Origin of the sequence: Trinickia sp., from assembly GCF_051954495.1 — a bacterium.
Classification (GTDB): domain Bacteria; phylum Pseudomonadota; class Gammaproteobacteria; order Burkholderiales; family Burkholderiaceae; genus Trinickia.
The window spans coordinates 26,443-39,041 of record NZ_JBQCHR010000177.1 but is presented as its reverse complement, the minus strand read 5'-3'; the positions used below and the strand labels follow the sequence as shown (position 1 = coordinate 39,041).

The 12,599-nt window shown below is 64.9% G+C and carries 11 protein-coding genes; 8 read left to right on the top strand and 3 right to left on the bottom strand.

Annotation, left to right across the window (positions count from 1 at the left end):
* Positions 1–34: 34 nt before the first annotated feature.
* Positions 35–850, bottom strand: coding sequence for a creatininase family protein (locus ACTHNR_RS24660; protein WP_440551067.1), 816 nt, complete (start codon positions 848–850; stop codon positions 35–37).
* Positions 851–1,047: 197 nt separating this feature from the next.
* Here ACTHNR_RS24660 and ACTHNR_RS24655 point away from each other — a divergent pair, with 197 nt between their 5' ends.
* Complete coding sequence (locus tag ACTHNR_RS24655) at positions 1,048–1,359, top strand: DUF4148 domain-containing protein (RefSeq protein WP_440551065.1); 312 nt, start codon at positions 1,048–1,050, stop codon at positions 1,357–1,359.
* A gap of 366 nt (positions 1,360–1,725) precedes the next feature.
* Positions 1,726–2,721, top strand: coding sequence for a DedA family protein/thiosulfate sulfurtransferase GlpE (locus tag ACTHNR_RS24650; RefSeq protein WP_440551063.1), 996 nt, complete (start codon positions 1,726–1,728; stop codon positions 2,719–2,721).
* A gap of 56 nt (positions 2,722–2,777) precedes the next feature.
* Here ACTHNR_RS24650 and pcaD read toward each other — a convergent pair whose 3' ends face one another.
* Complete coding sequence (gene pcaD / locus ACTHNR_RS24645; RefSeq protein WP_440551061.1) at positions 2,778–3,575, bottom strand: 3-oxoadipate enol-lactonase; 798 nt, start codon at positions 3,573–3,575, stop codon at positions 2,778–2,780.
* Positions 3,576–3,721: 146 nt separating this feature from the next.
* Here pcaD and ACTHNR_RS24640 point away from each other — a divergent pair, with 146 nt between their 5' ends.
* The 4 genes from ACTHNR_RS24640 (at position 3,722) to ACTHNR_RS24625 (ending at position 7,661) form a co-directional block, all read left to right on the top strand.
* Positions 3,722–4,663: a LysR family transcriptional regulator gene (locus ACTHNR_RS24640; protein WP_440551059.1), complete on the top strand. Its 942-nt coding sequence runs from the start codon at positions 3,722–3,724 to the stop codon at positions 4,661–4,663.
* Between the two features lie 512 nt (positions 4,664–5,175).
* Positions 5,176–5,829: a response regulator gene (locus ACTHNR_RS24635; RefSeq protein WP_440551190.1), complete on the top strand. Its 654-nt coding sequence runs from the start codon at positions 5,176–5,178 to the stop codon at positions 5,827–5,829.
* Entirely contained in the window at positions 5,826–6,773 is a 948-nt protein-coding gene (locus ACTHNR_RS24630; protein ID WP_440551057.1) for a sensor histidine kinase, read from the top strand. The genes ACTHNR_RS24635 and ACTHNR_RS24630 overlap by 4 nt, the downstream gene beginning before the upstream one ends.
* Positions 6,774–6,932: 159 nt before the next feature.
* Positions 6,933–7,661, top strand: a complete 729-nt coding sequence (locus ACTHNR_RS24625; RefSeq protein WP_440551055.1) for a pirin family protein — start codon at positions 6,933–6,935, stop codon at positions 7,659–7,661.
* Between the two features lie 18 nt (positions 7,662–7,679).
* On the opposite strand, the gene ACTHNR_RS24620 is transcribed toward ACTHNR_RS24625, so the two are convergent.
* The gene (locus tag ACTHNR_RS24620; protein WP_440551053.1) at positions 7,680–8,345 is read right to left on the bottom strand and encodes a DUF1345 domain-containing protein; all 666 of its coding nucleotides are present in this window, start codon (positions 8,343–8,345) and stop codon (positions 7,680–7,682) included.
* A 160-nt stretch (positions 8,346–8,505) separates the two neighbouring features.
* On the opposite strand from ACTHNR_RS24620, the gene ACTHNR_RS24615 reads away from it, so the two are divergent.
* On the top strand, positions 8,506–10,221 hold the full coding sequence (locus ACTHNR_RS24615) for a VRR-NUC domain-containing protein (protein WP_440551051.1): 1,716 nt from the start codon (positions 8,506–8,508) through the stop codon (positions 10,219–10,221).
* The gene (locus ACTHNR_RS24610; RefSeq protein WP_440551049.1) at positions 10,218–12,494 is read left to right on the top strand and encodes an ATP-dependent DNA helicase; all 2,277 of its coding nucleotides are present in this window, start codon (positions 10,218–10,220) and stop codon (positions 12,492–12,494) included. Before ACTHNR_RS24615 ends, ACTHNR_RS24610 begins: the two co-directional genes overlap by 4 nt.
* Positions 12,495–12,599 lie beyond the last annotated feature (105 nt).

Genomic DNA, 12,599 nt, shown 5'->3' with positions numbered 1-12,599 from the left:
ATCGATGTGCGACGCTGGGCGCGCACCCGGTGCTTCAACGGCCCGCCGTCTCTTTGCGAATGGCCTCGATGGTGCGCTCGACGATCGCATCGACGCCGAGCTGCCCGAGCGCCGCGGTGGCGCGCCGCGGATCCCCGCCGTACACGCCGTCGGCCGCGCCGAGTTTCGGCGCTCGGCGCAGCGCCTCGAGCCGCACCGCATGGGGATCGACGGCCAACATCAGCGCGGTGTCGGCCAGCCCCGCATGGGTGCCGATCTCATCGTCGCGAAAGCCCTTCTGCCGCAATGTGCGCGCATACCCTTCGGCGCTTTCGCCGTAGTACTCGGCCGGCACGAAGGCACGCGCTTTCGTGCCGGCCCAGGCCTTGTTCAAACGCGCGACCGCTTGCTTGATGTCGTTCTGATAGCCGCCGTGATCGCCGAGAAACACGACGTTCTTGAAGCCGTGCACGGCGAAGCTGTTCGCGGCCGATTCGAGCGTCTTTTCGAAGACGTCGTCCGGCACGGTGATGGTCCCCGGAAAACGCATGTGCGAGGTGGGCGGCGCATAGCCGCCTTCGGGCACATAGGCGATGACGGGCGCGACGAGCGCATTGCCGAGCCCCTGCGCAATGCGCGTTGCGAGAAACCGCGCTCGCTCGTTGTGCTTGCCGAGCGCCACGTACGGCCCGCTCTGTTCGGTGCCGCCGATCGGCACGAGGATGGTCGTCTTGCCCGCGGCGATCTCATCGCGCAACTCGGTCCACGTCAAATCCTCGAGCTGCACGGTGTTCGGCGCCTGAGCCGACGAGAGCGCCGGCCCCAGCAACAAGGCCGCCAACACGCAAGTCTTTCGTAATCCATGCCGCATGCCGCACTCCGCAAAAGAAGCCGCGATGCCCCCGCCCGGATGCGTCGATTATGACCAAATCCGTAACGATGATTTATCAAACTAGGCGTTAACCCTAGAGCGTTCGATCGCTAGACTGCAGTCATCGGTTCAACGCAACGAACTTGACGCAAGACCGACGGACACGCAGTACATACCAACTCTTGGAGGTAAATATCATGAAGTCGCTCATTCAATCCATCGTTATCGCCGCCGCCCTGACCGCTCCGGTCGCCGTATTCGCGCAGTCGAACGCGCCTGTGACGCGCGATCAAGTCAAGGCCGAACTCACGCAATTCCAGCAAGCCGGCGGCCTGCGCAGCACGGGCAACGATCCGTACTATCCGAGCGACGTGCAGACCGCGCAAGCTCGGGTCGATGCGCAAAACGGCAACGGCACGGCCTTCGGCGGCACGCACGCCGGCACGTCCGCCTCGGGCGCGCCCGTGAAGAACGACGGGCTCCAACCGCTGTACTTCGGCGGACATTGATTCTTAGCGCTGTCGAAGATCGCACGGCGGCGCCCCGATCGGCACGATCGAGGCCGCCGCGCGATGAAAACAACTTCATTGCATCGAACGATTCTCGGCCTGCTTTCGTGACCGCGACGGCAGGCCGTCGCGCATCGGTACCTCCGCCGCCGGTTATCGGCGGTTTCGCCTAGCCTCCGATGCGGCTAGGCGTTTTTTCCGTGGGTATTCGGTTTCGACCTCGGCGATCCGCGAGGACGGCAGCGCGCCTCGGGCGCAGATTACACGTAGTGCGCGTTCACGCCGCGCCGGCACACATGACGCCGATCGCGGCATAATTCGGAATCGCCGTCTTTCGAGCGGTCGCTCGTCACGAGGAAACTTCCGATGCTCCACGATTTGGTCGCGCGCTACGGGCCGGCGCTCGTCTTCGTCAATGCGCTCGCCGCATCGCTGGGGCTGCCCGTGCCGGCCATGCCGACGCTCGTTCTGTTCGGGGCCATGGCCGCGCTGCACCCAGGCTCGATCGGGGCGCAGCTCATGCCCGTCCTCGCCCTTGCCGTGCTCGCGTCGGTGATCGGCGACAGCGTGTGGTTCCTGGCGGGCCGGCGATACGGGGGCGCGACGCTCAAGACGTTATGCCGTCTGTCGTTGTCGCGCGATACGTGCGTCAAGAAGACCGAGCGCTTCTTCGGCCGCTGGGGCGTACGCGTGCTGACGGTGTCCAAGCTCGTGCCGGGTCTGTCTCTGCTGTCCGTACCGTTGGCCGGCGCGCTCGGCACGCCCTATCGCGCATTCGTCGCCCACGACGGCGTGGGCGCGGCGATCTGGGCCAGCCTCGGCTTGGCCATCGGCGTGCTGGTGTCGCGTCAGGTCGATTGGATGTTCGCGGCGGCGGGCCGCCTGGGCCATGCGAGCCTGCTCGTCGTGGCGGTGTTGTTGATCCTGTACGCCGCCTACCGGTGGATGCGCAGGCGAGCCTTGATGAAAAAGCTCGCCAACGCGCGCATCGGTGTGGACGAGCTCTACGCGCTGATGTCGGCGCAAACGGCGCCCATCATCTTCGACATTCGATCGGAAGAGAAGCGCCGGCTCGACCCCTACGTCATACCCGGCGCCTTGTTCGCCGACGAACGCCGACTCGACGAGATCATCGCCACGTACCGGCCCGAGCAAAAGCTGGTCATCTATTGCTCGTGCCCCAACGAAGTGTCGGCGGCTTGGATGGCGAAGAAGCTGATGGATGCCGGCTTTCGCGACGTCCTGCCGCTCAAGGGCGGCATCGACGCGTGGCGCGAAGCGGCCCTCGAGGTTGCCATGCTGCAGTTTCCCGCTGCCGACGAAGGCCGCCCGGATCATCATTCCGCACCGCGGGCCGCATAGCGGCGGGGTTTCGTCGAACCCCGAGCCCCGAGCCCGCGCCCGCGCCCGCTTGCTTTCTATCGGTCGAGCAAAAATTCGCGCACCGCGCCGACGAACGCCGGCGCGCTCTCCACATTGGGCATATGCACTGTCGGCAGCGACAGGTAGTGTGCGCCCGGTATGGCGGCCGCGATCGCCTCGCCGTGGCTCGCGGCCGTCACCGTGTCGTACTCGCCCGCGATGACGAGCGTCGGCGCGGTAATCAGCGCAACGGGGCGGCGCAGGTCGGCGTCGCGCACGGCGGCGAAGCTGCCGGCCAGCCCTTGCGGCGTCGTGCTCAGCACCATCGTTCGAAACGCATCCACCACCGGAAGCCGCGCTTCGATCATCCGCGCCGGAAACCAATTGCTCATGAACATCTCCGCCATCGCGCTCATGTCGTCGGTTCGAGCGAGCTCCGCGATTCGTTGATCGAACAACTCGGGCGGGCCGAGGTGCGAGGACGTGTTGCTGAGAATGAGGCGATCGATCCGCTCCGGCGCGTGAATGCCGAGCCATTGGCCGATGAAGCCCCCGAGCGAAAGCCCGAGAAAATGCACGCGCTCGAGTTCGAGCGCGTCGAGCAGTTCGATCGCGTCGCGCCCCAACCGATCGATCGAATACGCCCCGGCAGGCGCATCGGAGGCGCCATGGCCCCGCGTGTCGTAGCGCAATACGCGGAAGTGCTCGGCCAAATCGGGCGTCACCCCGTCCCACATATGCAGTGTCGTAGCGATGGAGTTGGACAACATCAGCACGGGCGCATCCTCGCGCCCGTCGAAGCGATAGGCAATGCGCGCGCCGTCGCCGGCCGTAAAAAACGATAAGGCTTCCATGACGATTTCTCCTTGATCGAAGCGTTGAGCCGTTGGTTACTTCAGTTCGACGAATCAATCGTAGAGGCATGCCGCGCGCAATGACATTACAAAGTTTTGATATTCTTTGTAACCCTTCCTATTCGCCACCGCGCCCGAGGCCGCCGATGAATGAATTCACGCTGCACGATCTGCATTGCTTTGATACGGTGGTCCGCGCCGGCGGTTTTCAAGCAGCCGCCGCGGCGCTCCACCGCTCGCACCCCGCCGTGTTCTCGGCCGTGGCGCGGCTCGAACGGCAACTCGGCATCGCCTTGCTCGACCGCAGCGGGTACCGCGTTCGATTGACGGCGGACGGCCGCGCCTTCCACCGCAAGGCGCAAACGCTGCTTACCGAATTCAACGGGCTGCGCACGTACGCGTCGCAATTGGCGATGGGAGAGGAAAGCGAGTTGCACGTCGTCATCGGCGATCTCTGCCCGCGAGACCCAACGCTCGCGCTGCTTGCGCTCTTCTTCGCGTCATGCCCGGGCACGCGAATGCATCTGCACGTCGAGGCGGTTGGCGGGCCGCAGGAGCGCCTGCTCGACGGCGACGCCGATTTGATCGTCCATCGCATCGACAAAGCCGACCCTCGCCTGGAATGGGCCGACCTTTGCAAGGTCGAACTGATCCCCGTCATCGCGCCGGCGCTGCTGCCCGCCGGTCTGCCGCGAATGGTCAAGCCCGAGCACCTGCGCGAACTCACGCAATGCGTGATGCGGGACACGGCGCGCCACACCGCGCCGCGCGACTACTTCGTGCTGGAAGGGGCGCCGCAATGCACGGTCGCCGATCAATCGATGACGCGGGAAATCATCCTGCACGGATTGGGCTGGGGGCATCTGCCCCAGTACATGATCGAAGACGATTTGCGCGCCGATCGGCTACGGTCGCTGGCAGGGCGGCATTTGCCCGGCGCCTGCGAGGAGATCGTCGTCGCAAGGCGTGGCGACAAACCCCACGGTCCTGTCGCGCAGCGGTTGTGGCGCTACTTCGGAGAGCACGGGGCGAACGCGTTTCGCAGCCCGAAGCCTTCGCCCGTAAAGCGGCGGCGTCGATCCCCGTAGCAAAGACCGACGCTAATTGCCGATGTGACTAATAGTATTTATATTTTTTGGCATTTCCCCACTACACGAGAAACACAGCGGATCTTTCACGTCGGCGTTTGCTGAAAACATAGGCAGTCGATGCGAGTCCAACGAAGAACCGCGCGCGTCGTTCGCCAGCCTAACGACGTTAACGGCGGCAATTGAAGTGACTTTAGTACAAAGACCAACATCGCTCCGGCACGACGGCGGGGTGCGCCTTTCAACAATCATCAGATGAAAGTGTGAACAAAATCGATCATTGCTTCGCCAAGCGATGGAAATAGCAAGCGACTCGCGGTACGATGCAGTCAGTTGCTTCCCGGCAATTGACCGCAGGGAAAACCTGAATCAATTAGACGAATGCGGGCGATTATGATGGCGAGAGGCTATCGCCCATTATCATCATTACTTCTCTCGCATACTCATTCATGAGCACAGTTCTGACCGATCCAAAGAGAGATGCGATCGGATTTTCGCCGAATGGCGGCGCGATGCGCGCCATCCGCATACTGCTTGCGGACGACCATCCGGTATTCCGAGAAGGACTGCGCGAACTTCTGCAAGGCATGGAAGGCGCGACGGTCGAAGGCGAGGCGTCCGATGCAGCCTCGACGATGGCGTTGATCCGTCGCACGCGGGCCGACGTGCTGCTGCTCGACCTGTCGATGCCCGGGCGCAGCGGCATCGAACTCGTCAAGAAGATTCGCGACGAAGCCCCCGAACTGAAGGTTCTGGTGCTGACGATGCACGAGGAACGGCAGTTCGCGATGCGCGCGTTCATGGCCGGCGCCCATGGGTATCTGACCAAGCGCAGCGCCGCGCCGGAATTGGCGCAAGCGTTGCGCAAAGTGTCGGCGGGCGGCAGCTACGTGGGGCCTTGGATGGTCGATTTCGTCGCGCGAAACTTGACCGCGCCGCCGGAATCGGCGCCGCATCAACAATTGAACGATCGTGAATTCGACATCTTCATGAGGCTGGCGCGCGGGGAAAATCCGACAGAGATCGGACGGGCGGTGAGCCTGAGCACGAAGACGGTCAGCAACTACAAGGCGCGCATATTCCATGCGATGGGCATCTCGAGCGAGGCCGCACTCGTGCGCTATGCCTTACGCCATCATTTGATCGACGACAACGACGTCATGTGAAACCGACCGACGACTGGCTCTCTCATCCGATGCCGCTAACCGTGCCGCACAATCAACCGCACGCGATCGATCGCGCGATCGACGTCGCCACCCGCCTCGTGCGCGAGCAAGAAGCCCGCGTGACGCATTTTCGGCCCGGCGGCGCCGAGCGAGCCGCGGCCGAGGGTTTGCTTGCCGCGTTGCGCACGAGTTTGACCCTGGGCCAGCGCTGCCGAGTCGCCGCGAACGCCGGCAATTGCGCCGGGTCGCGCGACCCGCGGAGCGTGGTCGAAGCCCGTCGCGCCGAGGAAGCGCACGCCGTGCGCGAGGACGAGCGCAAACGCATCGCGCAGGAGCTCCACGACGATCTCGGACAGCATCTAAGCGCGCTGGAGCTGACGGCGCATCGCGTCGAACGCCTTGCCGACGCCGGGGAACCAGGCGCGGGCCGGCCGCTCGACGCGGCGATTCGAGATCTGCAGGCTCAAATCGAATCGTCGCTAGCCTGCGTCAAACGATTGACGCGACAGCTGCGGCCGCTCGCGCTCGAAACGCTGGGATTTCCCGCCGCGGTCGAATGGTTGACGGCCGAATTCGCCAATCGTTCGGGCGTAAGCGTTGCGTGCCGCCTGCGGCTCGACGCACTGGAGATCGGCGAGCCCGCGGCCACGGTGATTTTCCGCATCGTTCAAGAAGCGCTGACGAACGTCACCCGCCATGCATCTGCGAAAACGGTGACGATCGACTTCTTTCGCGACGGCGAACGCTGTGTGCTTCGAATCGCGGACGACGGCATCGGCGCCGCATCGAGTGCCCGCCAGCTCGTGCATTCGACGGGCATGGGGCTGTCGGGCATCGCCGACCGAGTGGCGCAGCTGCGCGGCACGCTGTCGATCCACAGCGCGCTCGGCTCGGGGTTCTCGATCGTCGCCCGGCTGCCTATCGACACCCTGACCCGCCGTTGACGGCAGCCTTATCTCCAGCGCCGGCGATTGTCTCACCCATGGGACAGTGAGTCGGCGCCGCGTGTCTTCTGTTGTTCCGGACGTTGGCCTAGACTGCATAGCCATCGATGCCCGACATGCTTCATTCGTTCGGCGTCCTAACGTCTTGGAGAAACGAAGATGATTGAAATCCGGCAAGCAGGCGATCGCGGCGTGGCGGAACACGGTTGGCTCAGCTCCCGCCACACGTTTTCCTTTGCTCACTACTTCGACCCGAAGCAAGTCGGCTTCTCCGATCTGCTCGTGATCAACGACGATCGCGTTGCGGCGGGACAAGGCTTCGGCCGTCATCCCCATCGCGACATGGAGATCTTTTCGTACGTGTTGGAAGGCGCGCTCGAACACCGCGATTCGATGGGCACCGGTTCGACGATCGTGCCCGGCGACGTGCAGTTGATGAGCGCAGGCAGCGGCGTCGCGCATAGCGAATACAACCCATCGCCGAGCGATCCCGTGCACTTCCTGCAGATCTGGATTTTGCCGTCGGAAGCGGCGCTGGGCGCACAGCCGCGCTATCAGCAGATGCACGTGGGCCCCGAAGAGAAGCGCGGCAAGCTGCGCTTGATGCTCTCGCCCGACGGCGCCGACGGTTCGCTCGTGCTACGCCAAGACGCCCGCGTCTATGCCGCCCGTCTCGACGGCGCGGACACGGCCTCGCTCGCGCTGCCGCCCGAACGCTACGCGTACGTGCACGTGGCCCAAGGCGAAGTCACGCTGAACGGCATGCGGCTCACCGCGGGCGACGGCGTCAAGCTGCGCGACGAAACCACGCTCACGCTGACAGACGGGAGCGACGCGGATGTGCTCGTGTTCGATCTGCGCGCGCACGAAACGCCGCGCATGCGATAGACATCGTCGATCTCACGATCACGAGCCCAGCAGGCCTGCCGCGATATTCACGGATAGGCCCAACACGGCCGCGTTGAAGAAGAACGACAAGATCGATTGCGCCAGGGCCGTTCGCCTGGCGCGACGCGAGCACAGCGAGACATCGGAAGTTTGCGACGCTACGGCGATCGTGAACGAGAAGTACAAGAAGTCCCAGTAGTCGAGCGCTTGATCGCCTTCGGGAAACTTGAGCGAGGCTTCGTTCTCGCCGGCCTGATGGTAGTAGCGCGCGTACTGCAGCGTGAACACGGTCGGAATCAGCAGCCACGCGCCCACCATCGTGCCGCCCGTCAATGCATAGTTGATGCCGGCTTGGGCCGCGCCTAGCCCCTTCGCCGCCGATAACTCGACCACGATGGCCACTAGACTGGCGATGGCCGCGCCCGTGATGATCGCCAGCACGGCCGTGGCGCCTTCGTCCTCGCGCTCGGCCACGCGCTGCACGTCTTCGGGGCTCGCACGCGCCATCAGCGTCCAAATCATGAACAGATACGTCCACATGCCGAAGTCCCAGGCGAGCAGGGCCCGTTGAATCGGCCGCAAATGCCAAGGCGCGATAACGTAGGCGAGCACGCCCAACGCCACGCCGATGAAAATACGGGGGCGATTGCGGAGGAAGCGAACGATACGCGCCGATGCGTCCATAAGATCTCGATCGAGTTTATCGGAGCCGCGGGGCCGCGGCCGGCCGCTATTATCGCCGCGCAAGGGCGATTCCGGGCAGCGCGTCGTGCGCGGGCGCGCGGCGACCCCGCACAATTTTGCTATCATCCCTGTATATTTATACAGTTCGCGCAATCTTGCCGTGTCGCCCCCCGCTCCCGTGGCTTCGTCGCCCTCGTCGCCGTATTACCTGCTGAATTTCGAGCGCGCGCTGGCGTGGATCGCCGAGCGCTACGACGATTTGCTCGATGCGGGCGAACGCGCCTTCCTTCGCACGTTCCCCACGCTGGCCATGCCCTCGCGCGCCTTGCTCGTGCGCATGCTGATGCGGCGAGGGCCGCTGTTTCGCGCCAGCCGGCTCGTGTACGACGAGATCGGCTGCCCCAACGAAGCCGCCGCGCCGCTGGCGGCCCTCGGCTGGGTCGATGCCGATGCGCTCGTGACGATCGACGAATTGTTTTCGGTAGCCACGCGGGCCGAACTCTCGCGCATGTTTCGCGCCTTGGCGGCCAGCAAGCATGCGCGCAAAGCGGCGTGGCTCGACACCCTCCGCGCCGCTTATCCCGAGCCGCGGCGCTACGCCGACTGGGCCCCGGGCCCGCCGCCGGGCGCGACCGATCGTGCGTTGCGTACGACGATCGATCCCCTTTGCGACACGTTCCGGCTCATGTTCTTCGGCAACCTGCACCAAGATTGGTCGGAGTTCGTGCTCGCCGATCTTGGCGTCTACCAGTACGAATCGGTGCCGCTTTCGCCCGAGGCGCGGGCATTTCGCACGCGCGGCGACATCGCGGCCTATCTCGCGCTGCATGCTTGCCGCGCCGCCCTCGACACGCTCGTCGACGCGCATGACATCGACGCCCTCGTTGCCGAGGCGACGCGCATCGACATCGACAATCCCTGGCTCGAGACGAGACGCGCGAAGCTGCTGTTTCGCGCCGGTCAGCGGGCCGAACGCCTCGGTCATTGGCCTTGCGCGCACGATGCGTACGCGCGCAGCACGTGGCCTGGGGCGCGCCATCGGCGCATCCGCGTGCTCGAACGCGACGCCCGCGCAAGCGAAGCGCTGGCCTTGGCCGCGCTGGCGTTATGCGCCCCGGAAAGCGAGGCCGAATCCCAACGTGTCGAGCGCATGCTGGGAAGGCTCGCCAAGGCCGCGGGACAAAAAGTCGAACGCCCCGCGCGCGGTCTAACCCATGACATCGCGCGCGAAACGCTGGTGCTGCCGTATCCTGACGAACCGTTTTCCGTGGAATACGTCGCGCGCGACCACCTGAGCACCGACGCGGCGCCGGTTTTCTACGTGGAGAACGGCCTCGTCAACTCGTTGTTCGGGCTGCTGTGCTGGGAAGCCGTCTTCTCCCCCGTGTCCGGCGCGTTCTTCCACCCGTTCCAGCGCGGGCCCGCCGATTTGCATGCGCCCGATTTCCTCGCCCGCCGCGCCGAAGCATTCGAGCGCTGCCTGTCGCAGCTCGAGAGCGACGCCTACCGCGACACGATCCGTCGGCACCTCGCCGCCAAAGCAGGCATTCAATCGCCATTCGTGTTTTGGGGCATGCTGACGCCCGAACTCGTCGAACTGGCGCTCGACTGCTTGCCGGCCGACCACCTGAGACACTGGTTTGCCCGCCTGCTCGTCGACATCCGAGAGAATCGCTCCGGCCTGCCCGACCTCGTTCGCTTTTGGCCGGCCGAGCGCCGCTACGAGTTCATCGAAGTCAAAGGCCCGGGCGACAAGCTGCAGGACAATCAAATTCGTTGGCTGCGCTTTTGCATGGCCCACGATATGCCCGTGCGCGTGCTCGACGTCCGCTGGGCCCAGTCGAGTAGCGTGCCGCTCGACGAGGCCGCCGCATGAGCTACGTCGTCGCCGTGCGCATGCTTTGCGAGTTCACGGCCAAGCGGGGAGACTTGGACCTTCGCTTCACGCCCTCGCCCACCGCGCTCGAAGGCATGGAGGGCCATGCGGCCGTTGCGGGCCGACGCGCTGCCGGCTACGAAACCGAGTTGACGCTGAGCGGCGCCTACGACGAATTGACCGTGCGCGGCCGCGCGGACGGGTACGACCCGGCGCTCAACCGGCTGGAGGAAATCAAGACCTATCGCGGCCAGCTCGATGCAATGCCCGACAATCACCGGGCGCTTCATTGGGCGCAAGCGCTTGTCTACGGTCACCTGCTTTGTCAAACACGCGGTCTCGCACAACTGAACGTTGCGCTCGTCTATTTCGACGTCGGCTCACGCAAAGAAACGGTCCTCACGCAAGCGTACGACGCCGCCGCGCTGCGGGCGTTCTTCGATCAGCAGTGCGAACGTTTTCTCGGTTGGGCGAAGCAAGAGAGCGCGCATCGGCTCGCACGCGACGCTGCGCTCGACGGCATGACCTTTCCCCACGGAGCCTTTCGCAGCGGCCAGCGCGAGCTTGCGGTTCGAGTCTATCGGGCCGCGCGGGACGCTCACGCGCTGATGGCGCAAGCGCCGACGGGCATCGGCAAGACGCTCGCCACGCTGTTTCCGACGCTGAAGGCCTGCGGCCAAGGGCACGTCGAGCGCGTGTTCTTTCTCACGGCGAAGACACCGGGCCGCGCGCTCGCGCTCGACGCCATCGATACGCTGCACGCGCACGCGGGCGGCATGCCGCTGCGCACGCTCGAACTCGTGGCGCGAGACAAAGCCTGCGAGCACCCGGACAAGGCGTGCCACGGGCAATCGTGCCCGCTCGCGCGCGGCTTCTATGATCGGCTCGCGCAAGCACGTGCACAGGTGCTTGCGAAACGCCGCCTCGATCGCGAAACGGTGCGCGCTTGCGCCCTCGCCCATGATGTTTGTCCGTACTACTTGGCCCAAGAACTCGCACGCTGGGCCGATGTCGTCGTCGGCGACTACAACTACTACTACGACAGCAGCGCGCTGCTTCATGCGCTGACGCGCATCAACCAATGGCGCGTGGCGGTGCTCGTCGACGAGGCGCACAACCTGCTCGAACGCGGACGCAAGATGTACACGGCGTCGATCGATCAAGCCGCGTTCAAAGCAGCCGGCAAGGCCGCGCCCGCCGCGCTGAAACAGCCGATGCAGCGGCTGCAGCGCGAATGGAACGCGCTCGGTCGAGCGCAGGAAAATGCCTATCAGGCCTATGCGCAGGTGCCGCAGCGTCTTTTGTCGGCGGCGCAAAACCTCATCGGCGCCGTGACCGATCATCTCGCGGACGCGCCGCTCTCGATCGACGATACGCTGCTGCGCGTGTTCTTCGACGCCATGCATTTCGTTTCGTTGTCCGAACAATTCGGGGAGCACTCCGTATTCGACGTCCGTTTGCACGGAAAGCCGAACGCAGCGAGCGAGCCGGGTCGAAGCCGCCGTTGCTCGACGCTGTGCGTGCGCAACGTCGTGCCGGCGCACTTTCTCGCGCCGCGACACGCCACGGCGCGCGCCACGGTGCTGTTCTCGGGTACGCTCGCGCCGGAGCGGTTTTACCGGGACATGCTCGGCCTGCCCGAAGCGACCGTTTCGCTGTGCGTCGACGGCCCATTCCAAGCCCAGCAACTCGAAATCCACGTCGCCTCGCACGTGTCCACACGCTGGCGCGATCGCGAACGCTCGCTCATGCCCATCGTCGACTTGATGGCGCGCCAATACGAGCAGCGGCCGGGCAATTATTTAGGCTTCCTGAGCAGCTTCGACTACCTAGAGCGCATCGCCGAACTCATGCTCGACCGTCATCCGAACGTGCCGATCTGGACGCAAGCGCCCGGCATGGACGAAGCGGCACGCGACGCATTCCTGGCGAGGTTTCGCGTGGGAGGCCGCGGCATTGGGCTCGCGGTGCTGGGTGGCGCGTTCGCTGAAGGCGTCGATCTGGTGGGCGAGCAGTTGATCGGCGCGTTCGTCGCCACGCTCGGCTTGCCGCAAATCAATGACGTCAACGAGGAAATGCGGCGTGCGATGGACGCCAAGTTCGGCAGCGGCTACGACTACGTCTACCTGTACCCAGGGCTGCAGAAAGTCGTCCAGGCTGCCGGGCGTGTCATCCGCACGGAAACGGACGTCGGCGTTTTACACCTGATCGACGATCGCTATCGACGTGCGGAAGTCAGGCGTCTACTGCCGACGTGGTGGGCCCTGCCGTAAGCGTGCCGATCGACGGCGCGTGCTCGGCAAAGCCGATGGCGGCCTGAACGACGCTCTATCGTTCGCCACCGCTCAGACGGCGGCCCGCGCGCCCGGCACAATGCG